Origin of the sequence: Phytobacter sp. MRY16-398 (genome assembly GCF_003925915.1) — a bacterium.
GTDB lineage: Bacteria > Pseudomonadota > Gammaproteobacteria > Enterobacterales > Enterobacteriaceae > Phytobacter > Phytobacter diazotrophicus.
Map to the genome: position 1 here is coordinate 5,784,972 of NZ_AP018756.1, position 15,035 is coordinate 5,800,006.

The following is a 15,035-nucleotide window of genomic DNA, read 5'->3' on the forward strand; positions in this document are numbered from 1 at the left end:
GCCTTTCCCATGACGAATCTCTATACTGTTTCACAGACCAAACTGCCCTGACGGGCAGACATCTTACTTAAATTCGCTCTTATAGCGTGGAGAATTCAAATGCGACATCCTTTAGTGATGGGTAACTGGAAACTGAACGGCAGCCGCCACATGGTAAACGAACTGGTAGCTAACCTGCGTAAAGAGCTGGCTGGCGTGACAGGTTGTGGCGTTGCTATCGCTCCGCCGGCTATGTACCTGGATCTGGCTAAGCAAGCCGCTGCAGGCAGCCACATCATTCTGGGCGCTCAGAACGTCGACGTTAACCTGACTGGCGCATTCACCGGCGAAACCTCCGCTGAAATGCTCAAAGATATCGGCGCGCAGTACATCATTATCGGCCACTCCGAGCGTCGTACTTACCACGCAGAATCTGACGAACTCATTGCTAAAAAATTCGCCGTTCTGAAAGAACAAGGTCTGATTCCGGTTCTGTGCATCGGTGAAACCGAAGCAGAAAACGAAGCGGGCAAAACCGAAGAAGTGTGTGCACGTCAGATCGACGCAGTTCTGAAAACTCAGGGCGCAGCGGCATTTGAAGGCGCGGTCATCGCTTACGAACCCGTATGGGCAATCGGTACCGGCAAGTCCGCGACGCCGGCTCAGGCTCAGGCGGTTCACAAATTCATCCGTGACCACATTGCTAAAGCAGACGCGAAAGTGGCTGAGCAGGTTATCATTCAGTACGGCGGTTCCGTTAACGCAGCTAACGCTGCTGAGCTGTTCACCCAGCCGGATATCGACGGCGCGCTGGTTGGCGGTGCATCCCTGAAAGCTGACGCTTTCGCGGTGATCGTTAAAGCAGCAGAAGCAGCTAAAGCGTAATTCGCTTGCCCCTGTGAGCACTCACTTCCTGTTAAGGCGGGGAGTGTTCACGTTATCTCTCCCCTCCAGGGGAGAGATACGCTCTTAACCTGGTTACCGCCCCGGCTTTATCGATGCGGGCATCCAGAATCTATGCAGGTTATTGTCCTAACTGGGTCGTATAGTTACTTTCCACCCAGCGATACCCGTCTCCCTCACGCTTTACATGGCCAAACCCCGGAAAAGAAATATGTGCGGCGGCGACCCAATACCCCTGCTCCGCAGCCTGTTTGAGCACACGCTCCCGCGTTTTAATGGCCTGCTGGCGGTTGACGTCAAAGTGTATTGCCACGTGCGGATCGGGCATTTGTACCGCTTTGGCGTGGATAATATCGCCCCATAAAACCAGTGTCTGACCTCCACTTTCCACACGATACAGTACGCTGCCCGGCGTATGACCCGCGGTAGATTCCGCACGGATCCCCTCCATAAGAGCTGCAGGCGCCTGGAATGTTTTTAGCCGCCCGGCATTGATGACCGGACGAAGTGTCTTTTCACTTTCAGCAAAAGTGTGTGCTTCACCTGGCTCCACCTTATTGACGTTTGACGGGTTAAGCCAGAAGTCGACATCGCGTTTGTCCACATACACGTCAGCATTCGCAAAGGCGGGTTTGCCAGCACGTGACACACCGCCAGAGTGATCGGCATGAATATGGGTCAGCAATACATCATCAATGGATTCAGCCGGATACCCTGCTGCGGCAAGGTTTTCCAGCAGATGCCCGCCCTGACTACCGAATAGCTCACCGGCGCCGGTATCCACTAAAATACGTTTTTTGCCATCGTCGATGACATAGGCGTTAATCGAGGTTTCTGCCTGCGGCGTCATTGCTTCGCCAGCCATCGCCTGGCGTAATTTTTCCGGTGAGATGTTCGTCAGCAGTTTATTCAGGGGGACCGTCACCGTGCCGTCAGATACGGCGGTAACCCGCAGCTTGCCCAGTTTCATGCGATAGTAACCGGGAGCCTGTTCATCCAGCGCACTCGTCTGCCCGGCAGCCAGAAGCTGGCTGGAAAAGAGAAGTGTCGCCACCAGCGCCAGTATCATTTTCATAAAATTGCCTCATCACAGTGTCATTTAACCGTGCTCAGCAGTATCCTCAGCAACCCAGTATCACTCAAATTGATTAATATAATGTTCACTATCAGAGAAAATGATTTTCATCGTATCGATCTGAATTTGTTGACGGTACTGTTAGTCCTGCAGCGGGAAGGCAGCGTGTCACGTACCGCTGAAAAACTGCATCTGGGGCAACCGGCGGTCAGTAATGCGCTGGCCAGGTTGCGTGACATGTTCGACGATCCCCTCTTTGTGCGTACCGCAGGAGGCATGGTACCGACGCCGCGTGCCGAAGCGCTTATTGCCTCAATCGGCCCCCTGATGGAACAGATGCAGTATGTTCTTTTTCAACCACCGTCATTTACCCCGGCGAAGGCAAGCCATGTGTTTCGTCTGGGGATGAGCGACTGGGTGGAGCGCTGGCTGATGCCGGAATTACAGGCATACATGACACGCGAAGCGCCGGGAATCACCTTGCAGGTGACGGCCAGCGATCCGTTCCGGGATGGTGAGCAAGTGATCCAAAGGGAGATAGACCTGGCGATTTCGGTTGGTCAGAGCACCGCCGCCACGTTGAGGCGTGAACATCTCCGTTCACTCAACTTTTGTACGTTCTGGCACCCCGATCAGCTTTCGCTGGAAGCACCGCTGACGGTAAGTGATTACGTGGAGCATGACCACGTACTGGTTTCCTATCGCGGTGCGGCATGGAGCGCCGTCGACGAACAGTTAGCATTGCAGGGGAAATCACGAAGGGTGCGTTACGTTACGCCGCATTTTTCTTCTCTGCCGCCGCTGCTGAAACGCATACCCGCTTTAGCGACTGTCCCCTCCGGGCTGGCTGCCGACTGGATTTCCCATTACGGTTTACGCTGTAGCCCCGTTCCGGTTGAGACGCCGGAAATTGCCCTCTCGCTGCTGTGGCATAAATGTTGTGATAACGATATGCCGCTGAACTGGCTAAGAACGGTATTACACAAAATCATAAACGCACTGCCGTAATCACCTCGTCTTTGTACAGACTTGGTAGCCCCCCACAAAGGCCAGTGTGAGGGGCAGATCGCGCCAGAACTACAATTTCCCCAGCACACTAAACCACGCATAATCCAGCGGCAGCAGCACCAGATACGTTGCCACCGCCAGCGCAATACACAACAACATCCCCGCCCGTGCCGGTACTTTGCCTAATGCCATGGCCACTACGATCGGTGACGCCTGATACGGCAGCAGTGGAGTGGAATATCCCAACACCTGAATCATAATCACCGACAGTAGCGGGAAGCCCGTTGCATCGGAAAAACTCTGCGCCAGCGTGGTAAAAAGCGCAGGTACACCATTCGCCGTCATAATGAAGTTGAGCGCGGTCGTGGTGCCGGTGAGCGCCAGGAAGCTGGTAAAAGGATGCGCCGGATCCAGCGGCATGATGTGCAGCAGCGCATTCCCTACCGCCGCCCCAATCCCCGTTTGCGTGACCGTAATGGCCAGCCCAAGGATCCCGGCGACATAAATACAGGTGCGGATATTTACCCCACTGGAAAACTCATCACCATTAATAAACCCAACGCGCGGCAGCAGAGTAATACAGGCGGCAGCCAGCCCCGTCCAGGCCGGGCCAATGCCGTGCCAGCTCTCCGTGACCCACATCGTTAAGACCACCGCCAGCAGCCAGGCAAGGCGCTTCTCCTCCCGGCTCATGGGTTCCGGCGGCGTAAGGTCTTTTGGCGCATGCGGCTGCCCGGGGAAAAGCCAGCAGATAAGACCAATCAGGATGAGGCCTTTCAGAATACCCAGCACCGGCGTATGCAGCAGCAGATACGGCAGATAGTTGAGATGAATACCGTAGGATCCTTCCGCCGCCCCGCTCATCACCAGATTGGGCACATTGGCGGGTAAAATCGTCGCCGACAACTGGAAGGTGCCAAACCCCACCGCCAGCGCAAGGCCATACCAGGAGCGCGTTCCTTCGTTGATGCCCGCACGCGCCGCCATCGCCGCCACAATCGGCATCAGCAGAGCAATACGTCCCATGTTCGACGGCATAACAAACGCCAGCGCATAGCTCAGCAATACAACGCTTGCGACCATTTGCAACCACGAATCGGTTAGCCGGGCCGACAGCGCCCGCGCGGCCCGGTCGGCCAGGCCCGTTTTCCGAATGGCGACCCCCAGGACAAAACCGCTAAATACCAGCCAGAAAGCGGAGGAGGCAAAACCGCCGAAAATGACGTCCGGCGGCGCAATCTTCGCCACCATCGCGGCGGCAAAAAACAGCAGCGCCGTGATGAATTCCGGTAGCAGCGAGGTAGCCCACAGCACGATAGTGAGACCAATAATAATGGAAGGCAGAAACAGAGGGTGAGTAAACCAGAGCGACATACCTGTCTCCTGTAGAATTTATCGGCAAGTCTACGGCGACAGGCTTGCCTGGTAAACGCCAAAACTGGTGGGGCTATTTCAGGATATTACATTGATGATCCTGAATTTCCTCGGCGGAACCACGGTTAAAGGCGAGCAGATTACGCTCCGTCGCCAGCAGCACAAAGGAGCCATCAGCCTGCTGTATCATCGCCATGCCGTAGCGCCCCATATGTTCACGCGCTGTCGGCACCTCTTCCGCCAGCATTAAAAACGGGCTTCGCTGTACCAGTTCAGATTCCGTTACGCGGCGCGCCAGATAAGGATGCCCAAGAATGCCGCCCGGAAAGGCCAGCCACTGACTGCTGATACGCGAGGCTTGCTGATCAAGCTTCACACGCACGTCTTCGCGCAGGCAAGAAATATGGATATGGAAATGGTTCTGGGTACGGCCGACGCGAGAGTTAATTGTCAGCGACAGGGCATTATCCGGGAGTGGGGTTCCCCGCGTTTTACCCAGCACGCCGCGCGATTGCCAGGCCTGCCAGAGAAAATTGGGTGTGTGGGATTTTAATAACAGCGGGCTTTCAATACCATTGATACGGTACGTTGGCATCAGCAGATACTGTAATGGTCCGTTGCGGTCTTTAAGCAACACGTAACCACTGTCGAGATTAACCTGCGCACAGGGCGCGGGTAGATGGTTGTTCCGCTGATTCGGCACACACTGCTCAAGCACGATATGACGCAATACGTCACGTTTACTGCTGTTCCACCAGTATTCGCCACCCACCACGGCCGCAGCCACCGCAATCAACAACGCTATGCCAAACAGGCGCACTGTTTTCATCGATCTCTCCTTACAGGGAGGAACAGGAAGCATAGCGCAGAGATCGGTTGGGATAAAACGAAAACGGCCCTGTTAAGGGCCGCTGGAAGAGTAAGGTTAGCGTTTGCTGATTTCGTCGAACTTGCCGCCGTTGGAGAAGTGCTCTTTCTGCGCTTTCGTCCAGCCGCCAAAGACATCGTCAATGGTGAACAATTTCAGTTTCGGGAATTCGTTTGCGTATTTTGCCGCCACGTCTTTGTCACGCGGACGGTAGAAGTTCTTCGCCGCTATCTCCTGCCCTTCCGGGGAGTAGAGATATTTCAGGTAAGCTTCTGCCACTTTCTGCGTGCCTTTCTTCTCGACAACTTTATCGACAACAGACACGGTTGGCTCCGCAAGAATGGATTCACTTGGCGTCACGATTTCAAACTTATCTTTGCCCAGCTCGTTCGTTGCCAGCAGCGCTTCGTTTTCCCAGGCAATCAGCACATCGCCGATACCACGTTCTACGAAGGTATTGGTCGCGCCGCGCGCACCGGAGTCCAGCACTTCGACGTTTTTATACAGCGCTTTCACGAACTCCTGCGCTTTAGCCTGATCGCCACCGTTCTGATGCAGGGCATAACCCCACGCAGCCAGGTAGTTCCAGCGTGCGCCGCCAGAGCTTTTCGGGTTCGGGGTAATGACCGACACGCCCGGTTTGATTAAATCATTCCAGTCATGAATCTGTTTTGGGTTGCCTTTACGCACCAGGAAAACGATGGTGGAGGTGTAAGGTGCGGAGTTATCCGGCAGGCGTTTGATCCAGTTTTTGTCGATGCTGCCACGCTCGGCAATCGCATCAACATCATACGCCAGCGCCAGGGTCACGACATCGGCATCAAGACCGTTGATAACCGAGGTTGCCTGTTTGCCTGAGCCGCCGTGTGACTGACGAATCGTGACGTTATCGCCCGTTTCCTGTTTCCAGTGGGCGCTGAACGCTTTGTTGTATTGCTCGTACAATTCACGTGTTGGATCGTACGAAACGTTTAATAACTGAATATCCTTTGCCAGAACGCTGCCGGATGCCAGCAGCAAAGTTAACCCCACGCCCCATTTATTCATCGCCCACTCTCTCAGGTTATCTATTTTGATGTGCTCAGCCTGCCAGAAAGCAGACCAATGATTAAAGAATAAAAAAAGATTGGCTATAACTTTAGGAAATAACAGAAGGCAAAGAAACGCCCTCTCAGGGGAGGGCGTTTAAGGTAATCAGTACAGTTTCTTAGCGCAGTCCAGCCAGTCGCCTTTGAACGGACGCTTCATATTCTCGATAGCGTCGATGATGTCATGATGAACCATCTTCTCGTTCTGGATACCGACACAACGGCCACCGTGGCCCTGCAGCAGCAGTTCAATTGCGTAAGCGCCCATGCGGGAAGCGAGAATACGGTCGTAAGGAACCGGGGAACCGCCGCGTTGAATATGACCCAGAACGGTCGCACGGGTTTCGCGCTGCGTTTCGGCTTCGATATATTTTGCCAGTTCATCGATATCACAGATGTGCTCGGTGATAGCCACGATCGCGTGTTTTTTACCTTTCGCGATGCCCGCTTTGATTTCAGCGACCAGATCTTCACGGCTGAATTCAACTTCCGGCAGAACGATAAATTCGCAACCACCAGCAATAGCCGCCGCCAGCGTCAGGTCGCCACAGTAGCGGCCCATCACTTCAACGATGGAAATACGCTGGTGAGAAGAAGAGGTGTCACGCAGACGGTCGATAGCTTCTACCACGGTATGCAGCGCGGTGAAGTAACCGATGGTGTAGTCAGTACCAGCAACATCGTTGTCGATAGTGCCTGGCAGGCCGATGCATGGAAAGCCCATTTCTGTCAGACGTTTCGCACCCATATAGGAACCGTCACCGCCGATAACGACCAGCGCATCAATGCCGCGCTTTTTCATGTTCTCAATAGCCACGGCGCGGACATGTTCTTCACGGAATTCCGGGAAACGGGCAGAACCAAGGAATGTACCGCCACGGTTAATCATGTCAGACACGCTATAGCGGTCGAGTTGAATCATGCGGTCTTCGTACAGGCCGAGATAACCATCGTAAATACCCGCTACTTCCAGACCTTCAGTCAATGCTGCACGGACCACGCCACGAATTGCTGCGTTCATGCCCGGCGCATCACCGCCACTTGTCAACACACCGATTTTCTTAATCATGACTACCTCTGAACTTAGGAATGCAAAAATAATGTTCTGTTGGCCAAAAAACTCCGCGAGGGAGTAAACATCTATGCTGCAATATTATATCAACTGCCGCTTGCTGAATTGATTCAGGTCAGACCATATGGCGGTAATTTATACACAAAAATCGGGTCTGACTCACTTCTTTTACAACGAAATACGACAGCCTTAATCCGCTTATCGTCCTTGAGGTACTACTGAGCAGGGATCCTGGTGAATAATCACATCCGATCCCGGAAAACGCTGGAGAATGGCCTGCTCCACATGTTCAGCCACAATATGCGCCTGAACCAGCGGAAGGTTATCGTCCATTTCCAAATGTATTTGAATAAAGCGGGTCGGCCCTGACTGCCGCGTGCGAAGATCGTGCGCGCCGCTTACGCCTGGCCAGGAAGTGACAATATCGAAAATTTCCTGCCGTTCGGCATCGGGTAATGCCCGATCCAGTAAAGACTGGACCGCGTCATAACCCATATGCAGCGCGCTATACAAAATATATCCGCCAATCCCCAGTGCGAAGAGGGCATCCGCCCGATGCCAGCCGTACCATGACAGCCCCAGGGCGATGAGAATTGCACCGTTCATCATAACATCAGACTGATAATGAAGCATATCTGCCCGCACCGCCTGGCTTTGAGTTTTTCGCACAACCCAACGCTGAAAAGTGACGAGTATCACAGTACAGACCAACGCGATCACCGTCACCACAACCCCAATACCGGGCGCACGCATCGGTTCAGGGTTCGCCAGATGCTGAATACCGGTTAAAAACAGGAATAATGCTGAACCTGAAATAAACATGCTTTGTGCCAGCGCCGCCAGCGATTCCGCTTTCCCGTGTCCAAAAGTATGCTCGTCGTCCGCAGGCTGCAGCGAGTAGCGCACCACCAGCAAATTAGTCAGCGATGCGGCAATATCCACCAGCGAGTCCACCAGTGCGGCCAGGATACTAACCGACCCGGTGTACCACCATGCAAAAATTTTAATGACCAATAATGACGACGCCATGATCGTCGCAGCGATAGCTGCGCGACTGACCAGGCGCCCATAAGATTCAATCATAAATGCTCCCACGCTGTTCTGTGCGTAGTATAACGAAAGGCAACTTAATCGGAGGAAAATCAGGTGGCTGAATTCGGAGCAAAAAAAACCCCCTCATCATGAGGGGGAAGACAGGGATGGTGTCTATGGCAAGGAAAACAGGGTTCATTACTACTGACTACTGGGAACGCTGGGTGCTACTACTCAATACTCTCAACGGTGAACTTTGCTGCATCTGCGTCATTTCACGCAGTTGAATCATCCGTTGCTGATGTTTCTGGTTCAAAACTGCTTGCTGATCAGGAGTGAGCAGGTGATACATCTGGTTGCGGACTTTCGCCATTTCAACCTGACGACTTATCTGCTCCTGCGCCATTTTCTCGGCCTGAACGCGCACAGCGTTTTCATCAAAATTTTCTGCGGTGACAAGGCGATGCATTGTCTCCATTTCGCTAACATTAACAGGGGGCTTGTCGTGCCTTGCCTGCTGCATCAGATCTCGCATCTGTTGACGCTGATGTTCGGTTAAATGTATGCCGTCGAACATATGGCTCTGACTGGAACGCTGCGCGAATCCCTCAGTCGGGTGCCAGTTATCGCCTGTTACGACTTCAGCAGCCTGGCTAAAAGCACTTAGCGCCAGTGTTGAGGCCATGACGGCAGCGGTAACTTTGCGCATCATTTGCTCCCAAGAACTTTCTATGTCGCGAATCAACGATAATGAGTCTACGATTCAGGCTGCAAACATGCGTCAGGGGGTGTAAAACAACGTAAAGTCATGGATTAGCGAGCCTTGATGACGTAATTTCTGCCTCGGAGGTATTTAAACAATGAATAAAATTCTTTTAGTAGATGATGACCGAGAGCTTACATCCCTGTTAAAAGAGCTGCTCGACATGGAAGGTTTTAACGTGCTGGTTGCCCACGACGGGGAACAGGCGCTCAACCTCCTTGATGACAGCATCGATTTGCTTTTGCTCGACGTCATGATGCCGAAGAAAAACGGTATTGATACCCTTAAAGAGCTACGCCAGACACACCAGACTCCCGTCATTATGTTGACTGCACGCGGCAGCGAACTGGATCGCGTACTCGGCCTTGAGCTGGGCGCGGACGACTATCTGCCAAAACCGTTTAACGACCGCGAACTGGTCGCGCGTATCCGTGCGATTTTGCGCCGTTCCCACTGGAGCGAACAGCAGCAAAATACGGACAACGGTTCGCCGACGCTGGAAGTCGACGGCCTGAGCCTCAACCCAGGTCGTCAGGAAGCCAGTTTCGATGGTCAATCGCTGGAGCTGACAGGTACCGAATTCACCCTGCTCTATCTGCTGGCACAGCATTTGGGCCAGGTGGTTTCCCGTGAACATTTAAGCCAGGAAGTGCTGGGTAAACGCTTAACGCCGTTTGACCGCGCGATTGATATGCACATCTCTAACCTGCGCCGTAAGTTACCGGACCGCAAAGATGGTCATCCGTGGTTTAAAACCTTACGAGGCCGGGGCTACTTGATGGTATCCGCTTCATGATAGGAAGTTTGACCGCCCGCATCTTCGCCATTTTCTGGTTAACGCTGGCACTGGTGCTGATGCTGGTCCTGATGGTTCCAAAGCTTGATTCCCGCCAGATGACGGAGTTGCTTGATAGCGAACAACGTCAGGGCGTGATGATTGAACAGCACGTTGAAGCGGAACTGGCCAATGATCCACCCAACGATTTGATGTGGTGGCGCAGGCTGTTTCGCGCAATCGACAAATGGGCCCCTCCGGGGCAACGTTTGTTGCTGGTGACCAGCGAAGGGCGCGTGATTGGCGCCGAACGCAATGAAATGCAAATTATCCGCAATTTTATTGGTCAGGCGGATAACTCAGATCACCCGCAAAAGAAAAAATATGGTCGGGTAGAGCTGGTAGGGCCTTTTTCCGTTCGCGACGGTGAGGACAATTACCAGCTCTATCTTATTCGACCTGCAAGTAGTTCTCAGTCTGACTTTATCAACCTGCTGTTTGACCGCCCTCTTCTGTTGCTGATTGTCACAATGCTTATCAGCTCGCCGCTGCTGTTGTGGCTGGCGTGGAGCCTGGCAAAACCCGCGCGTAAGCTGAAAAACGCGGCAGATGAAGTGGCACAGGGCAACTTGCGACAGCATCCTGAGCTGGAAGCCGGGCCGCAAGAATTCCTCGCTGCGGGCACCAGTTTTAACCAGATGGTCATGGCGCTGGAGCGCATGATGACCGCCCAGCAACGGCTCCTGTCCGATATTTCCCACGAACTACGGACACCGTTAACGCGGCTACAGCTCGGCACCGCGCTGTTGCGTCGTCGCAGCGGCGAGAGCAAAGAGCTGGAACGTATCGAAACGGAAGCACAGCGGCTGGACAGTATGATCAACGACCTGTTGGTCATGTCGCGTAATCAGCAGAAAAACGCGCTGGTCAGTGAAACGGTCAAAGCCAATCAGTTGTGGAATGAGGTGCTCGATAACGCCGCGTTCGAAGCGGAACAGATGGGTAAATCCCTGACGGTGAATTTCCCGCCTGGCCCGTGGCCGCTGTACGGCAACCCGAATGCACTGGAAAGCGCGCTGGAAAATATCGTCCGTAACGCCCTGCGTTATTCGCACACCAAAATTGAAGTGAGTTTCTCGGTCGATAAAGACGGCATCACCATTAACGTGGACGATGACGGCCCGGGCGTCAGCCCGGAAGACCGCGAGCAAATCTTCCGCCCGTTCTACCGTACCGATGAAGCGCGCGATCGTGCATCCGGCGGGACAGGTTTAGGGCTGGCAATTGTTGAAACCGCTATGCAGCAGCATCGCGGTTGGGTGAAAGCCGACGACAGCCCGCTCGGCGGTTTACGCTTGACGTTATGGATCCCGCTGTATAAACGTGCCTGAGCATTTCCCCTCGCCTTACCGGGCGGGGGGGAAACTGCTACTTACCCCCGCAAACGCCGGGCGTTGTCTTCGATTTTCCCGCTACTTCGCCGATTTTGCATCGTTCTTGTCCAACTGGCCGAAAGCCCGGCGGCGGACATCAGCCGCCGATATTGCTCATCATCAAACGGCATATGCCAGGCGATTGCAGCGGCATCCAGAACGCTCACATCGCTGTTACGTGATACCAGTTCCAGCGGCGCATCGGCGCTCACTTTACCGCCGGTAATAACCCGATAAAGCCAGCCAACACGCCCACTCGCCTGCATCTGCGAAGACATATCGCTGATGGAGAAGTGAAAGTTAAGTTTGAAACAGGGCGAGCGCGGCTGCGTCACCTGAATGAGCGCATTTCCCCAACGAAAAATATCACCAATAAAGACATTTCTTTCCGTCAGCCCTTCGGTCGAGAGGTTCTCGCCAAATGCCGGGGCGAAGAAAAGCACCGCCTGTTCGGGGAACATCGTTTTCCAGTGAGCGTAGTGTTCGCGGGGATAATGACAAAGTGCCCGGTCCGGGCCGCCGTGGTAGGACGTCTCCGCCTGCTCATCACTGGCTAACCCCAGCTCCGTTAATATCAACTCGCCCTCCACCTGCAACTTGGCAATTGCGCTGGGTCTGCTGTCCTTATAATCCTTTATTTTTCCTGTAAAAACATTCACCGGATGCTGCATTTCCTCTCTCCCGAGCTCACCCATCATCGGCGTATTAGACCACACTTTTTAGCAATAAATCGTGCAGAAATGCGACACCGATACGCCTGCGTTTTATATGAACGTGCTATGAATTAACAGAAGTGAAACGCAATTTCATATTCAAGGAGACAGTGACGTGAAGAAGAAAAATGAATTTTATGGCGTCTGGTGCCCGTCCATTACGCCCATGACACCTGCTGGTAAAATCGACCTGAACGGATTGGAACAGCATATTTCACGCCTGACCGACGCCAGAATTGACGTGGTGTTGCTGATGGGCAGTATCGGCGAATTTGCCTCTTTCACCCTTGATGAACGGCTCATGCTTATCCGCGAAGTGCGCGGTATGACCCCCGGCACCCTGGTCGCGAACGTTTCCTCGACATGCCTGAATGATGTGGAGTGGATGGCGGATGAAGCCTTCCGCACGGGCTACGATGCCGTTATGGTGCTGCCCCCTTATTACTATGGGCAAACGTCTGCACAACTGCTGAGCTACTTCCGCCACCTGGGGCAACGGCTGAACGGCAAATGGTTTGCCTATAATTTCCCGGCCAGGACCGGCTGCGATCTGACGCCGGAAATCGTCGCCACCCTGGCAGCGGAGTTCCCACACTTCGCTGGCATAAAAGACACGGTCGATTGCCAGTCGCATACGCGCAACATCATTCTGGCAACCGAGAAAATCCGTGATGATTTCGCCGTGCTGTCGGGGTATGACGAATACTTCATCCCCAATCTTCTCGCAGGCGGCGCGGGGGTTATCTCTGGCCTCAATAACGTAATGCCGGAACTGTTTGTCAGGGCTCGGGATGCGTGGAAGCAAAACGATTTGGCTACGCTACATGAAGCCCAGCGCGAGACAGGCAAATTCATGTCGATTTACACGATTGGCGAGGATTTCGTTACCACTATCAAAACCGTAGTGGCACGGAAATTTGGCTATTGCGGCGCAACGTCCCGCAATTTTGGCGGCGAACTCACGCCAGCGCAATGTGCGAAGGTTGATGAGGTTTTCGGTATCGGCCATTAAAAAACCGGCCTGAAAAGGCCGGTTTCTCTTTTAAACCGCAGCGCTATTTTACCGCACCGCGCAAATCCGCTACCGCGGCATGCCCTTTTACTTTTCGTGACCAGAGAGAAGTCAGAATCGGCACCAGAATAGAGGTCACAATCACCGATGTCGCCACCAGCGCGGTCGCGGCAGGCGCCATTGCTTTAAACTCTGGCACCATCTCGGCAATCAATACCGGTGTGGCCACCGCCGCACCGGCGGAGCTGGAGGCAGCAAGCCCAGCGGTACCGTCCCCGCCACCCAGCACTTTATCGGCAATAATCAATGGGATGCCGGTAATCACAATCACCGCCAGCCCAAGCAGAATTCCGAGCAGGCCGGTCTGGGCGATAACACTTAAATCAATGGTGTTGCCGAGCGCGAAGGCAAAGAAGGGGATCAGCGTCTGCACCGCGCGGGTAAAAAATTCCCGTAATTCGGGGTCGAGGTTACCCAACCCGAAGCCAATCAGGAAGGGCAGCACCGCGCCGACAAATACGTGCGGTTCAAAAGAAGCGATACCCGCCGTTCCCAGAATCACCATCGTCATCAGCGGGCCAGACTCAAGGGACATCAACACAAACGCCCCGGCCTCTTCCTTGGTGCCGTACTGTTGCATGATGGAGGCGTACAGACCGCCATTGGTCATGTCCATCGAAGCCACCAGCGCCAGCGTCGACAGCCCGGCAAAGAAGCCCGCCTCTACACCGTGAGCAGGAATCAAATGCGAGGTTACCGCCGCAACCACCCAGGCCACCGCGATTTTGGTCACCACCAGCGTGCCCGACTTACGCAGCACCGTCCCGGTCGCGCTGAGCTTAATCGACGCGCCCATGCAGAAAAACCACACCGCCAGAATCGGTACGGTGCCGGTGATCATGCCATTCGTGAAGGAGCCAAAGTACTTCCCGGCCCCCGGTGAAAACGTATGGCACAGCGCCCCAAGAAACAGAGGAACCAGCATCATCCCACCCGGGATTTTTTCAATTGCACGTTTGATTTGCATATCGCCACCTGTAAAAACAGTGAGTTTTGTGCGCCATCACGCCCCTTTGAGCGGGCGTTTCCAGCGCTGATGGCAAAATGTTAGAGCTTCGTCACACTCAGAAAAGTGATCCCCCATACAAAATCAAAACAATATTTCATTTTTATTGGATATATGTTTCTTTTGATTTCAGGGACTGACCAACAGACATAAAAAAGCCCCCGCTGACGATGCCAGCAGGGGCCTGGTTTGCCCGTAAGAACGGGCTAAATGAAATTATTTCTTCGCAGCAAAACGTGCCGCCGCTTCATCCCAGTTCACCACGTTCCAGAACTCTTTGATGTAGTCCGGGCGGCGGTTCTGGAATTTCAGGTAGTAAGCGTGTTCCCACACGTCCAGGCCCACGATCGGGAAGCCGGATGCGCCGGAAATCGCTTCACCCATCAGCGGGGAGTCCTGGTTAGCAGTAGACACCACAGCCAGTTTGTCGCCTTTCAGCACCAGCCACGCCCAGCCAGAACCAAAGCGGGTAGCCGCTGCTTTTTCGAATTCAGCTTTGAAGTTGTCAACGGAACCGAAGTCACGTTCGATAGCCGCTTTCAGGTCGCCCTGCAGGGTGGTGCCTTTTTTCAGGCCTTTCCAGAAGAAGCTGTGGTTAGCATGGCCGCCCGCGTTGTTACGCAGTACAGTTTTTTTGTCAGCCGGCAGTTGGTCCAGTTTGGTGATCAGCTCTTCAGCAGACAGACTGGCGAATTCTGGCAGGCTTTCCAGCGCTGCGTTCGCATTGTTTACATAAGTCTGGTGGTGTTTAGTGTGATGGATTTCCATCGTCTGCTTGTCGAAATGAGGTTCAAGTGCATCGTACGCGTAAGGCAGGGATGGCAGTGTATAGCTCATACTAATCTCCATTATTGTCGGGCGGCAGGTATGTTAA

15 protein-coding genes are annotated in these 15,035 nt (G+C 53.8%); 5 read left to right on the top strand and 10 right to left on the bottom strand.

The genetic code is table 11. From position 1 onward, the window contains the following. Window positions 1-99 precede the first annotated feature (99 nt). A complete protein-coding gene (gene tpiA, locus MRY16398_RS28275; RefSeq protein ID WP_108702239.1) occupies window positions 100-864 on the top strand; it encodes a triose-phosphate isomerase in 765 nt (254 codons plus the stop codon). Window positions 865-1,003: 139 nt separating this feature from the next. Here tpiA and MRY16398_RS28280 read toward each other — a convergent pair whose 3' ends face one another. Next, window positions 1,004-1,957: an MBL fold metallo-hydrolase gene (locus MRY16398_RS28280; protein WP_125125586.1), complete on the bottom strand. Its 954-nt coding sequence runs from the start codon at window positions 1,955-1,957 to the stop codon at window positions 1,004-1,006. Window positions 1,958-2,038: 81 nt separating this feature from the next. Here MRY16398_RS28280 and MRY16398_RS28285 point away from each other — a divergent pair, with 81 nt between their 5' ends. Continuing rightward, on the top strand, window positions 2,039-2,965 hold the full coding sequence (locus tag MRY16398_RS28285) for a LysR family transcriptional regulator (protein WP_125125587.1): 927 nt from the start codon (window positions 2,039-2,041) through the stop codon (window positions 2,963-2,965). 69 nt (window positions 2,966-3,034) lie between these two features. On the opposite strand, the gene MRY16398_RS28290 is transcribed toward MRY16398_RS28285, so the two are convergent. From MRY16398_RS28290 to cpxP, 6 genes are all read right to left on the bottom strand, one after another. After that, on the bottom strand, window positions 3,035-4,339 hold the full coding sequence (locus tag MRY16398_RS28290) for an SLC13 family permease (protein ID WP_079498453.1): 1,305 nt from the start codon (window positions 4,337-4,339) through the stop codon (window positions 3,035-3,037). A 73-nt stretch (window positions 4,340-4,412) separates the two neighbouring features. Further along, on the bottom strand, window positions 4,413-5,168 hold the full coding sequence (gene cdh / locus MRY16398_RS28295; protein ID WP_079498452.1) for a CDP-diacylglycerol diphosphatase: 756 nt from the start codon (window positions 5,166-5,168) through the stop codon (window positions 4,413-4,415). 96 nt (window positions 5,169-5,264) lie between these two features. Continuing rightward, complete coding sequence (locus MRY16398_RS28300; protein ID WP_039077313.1) at window positions 5,265-6,254, bottom strand: sulfate ABC transporter substrate-binding protein; 990 nt, start codon at window positions 6,252-6,254, stop codon at window positions 5,265-5,267. A gap of 147 nt (window positions 6,255-6,401) precedes the next feature. Further along, a complete protein-coding gene (pfkA, locus tag MRY16398_RS28305) occupies window positions 6,402-7,364 on the bottom strand; it encodes a 6-phosphofructokinase (protein WP_039077314.1) in 963 nt (320 codons plus the stop codon). Between the two features lie 201 nt (window positions 7,365-7,565). Continuing rightward, window positions 7,566-8,450 carry a CDF family cation-efflux transporter FieF gene (gene fieF, locus MRY16398_RS28310; protein WP_039077315.1) on the bottom strand — a complete coding sequence of 295 codons (885 nt, stop codon included), beginning with the start codon at window positions 8,448-8,450 and terminating at the stop codon, window positions 7,566-7,568. A 157-nt stretch (window positions 8,451-8,607) separates the two neighbouring features. Next, entirely contained in the window at window positions 8,608-9,108 is a 501-nt protein-coding gene (gene cpxP / locus MRY16398_RS28315; RefSeq protein ID WP_039077384.1) for a cell-envelope stress modulator CpxP, read from the bottom strand. 151 nt (window positions 9,109-9,259) lie between these two features. On the opposite strand from cpxP, the gene cpxR reads away from it, so the two are divergent. Together cpxR and cpxA are read left to right on the top strand one after the other, a co-directional pair. Continuing rightward, window positions 9,260-9,958 carry an envelope stress response regulator transcription factor CpxR gene (gene cpxR / locus MRY16398_RS28320; RefSeq protein ID WP_039077316.1) on the top strand — a complete coding sequence of 233 codons (699 nt, stop codon included), beginning with the start codon at window positions 9,260-9,262 and terminating at the stop codon, window positions 9,956-9,958. After that, window positions 9,955-11,328, top strand: coding sequence for an envelope stress sensor histidine kinase CpxA (gene cpxA / locus MRY16398_RS28325; RefSeq protein WP_039077317.1), 1,374 nt, complete (start codon window positions 9,955-9,957; stop codon window positions 11,326-11,328). Before cpxR ends, cpxA begins: the two co-directional genes overlap by 4 nt. A 41-nt stretch (window positions 11,329-11,369) precedes the next feature. On the opposite strand, the gene yiiM is transcribed toward cpxA, so the two are convergent. Continuing rightward, entirely contained in the window at window positions 11,370-12,041 is a 672-nt protein-coding gene (yiiM, locus tag MRY16398_RS28330) for a 6-hydroxyaminopurine reductase (RefSeq protein WP_125125588.1), read from the bottom strand. A gap of 157 nt (window positions 12,042-12,198) precedes the next feature. Here yiiM and MRY16398_RS28335 point away from each other — a divergent pair, with 157 nt between their 5' ends. Further along, window positions 12,199-13,095, top strand: coding sequence for a dihydrodipicolinate synthase family protein (locus MRY16398_RS28335; RefSeq protein ID WP_039077319.1), 897 nt, complete (start codon window positions 12,199-12,201; stop codon window positions 13,093-13,095). 43 nt (window positions 13,096-13,138) lie between these two features. Here the strand turns inward: MRY16398_RS28335 and kdgT are convergent, their stop codons facing one another. Both kdgT and sodA read right to left on the bottom strand, forming a co-directional pair. Next, on the bottom strand, window positions 13,139-14,122 hold the full coding sequence (gene kdgT / locus MRY16398_RS28340) for a 2-keto-3-deoxygluconate transporter (protein ID WP_039077320.1): 984 nt from the start codon (window positions 14,120-14,122) through the stop codon (window positions 13,139-13,141). A gap of 255 nt (window positions 14,123-14,377) precedes the next feature. Further along, window positions 14,378-14,998 (bottom strand): superoxide dismutase [Mn], encoded by a 621-nt coding sequence (gene sodA / locus MRY16398_RS28345; RefSeq protein WP_039077321.1) that lies wholly within the window; start codon window positions 14,996-14,998, stop codon window positions 14,378-14,380. Window positions 14,999-15,035 lie beyond the last annotated feature (37 nt).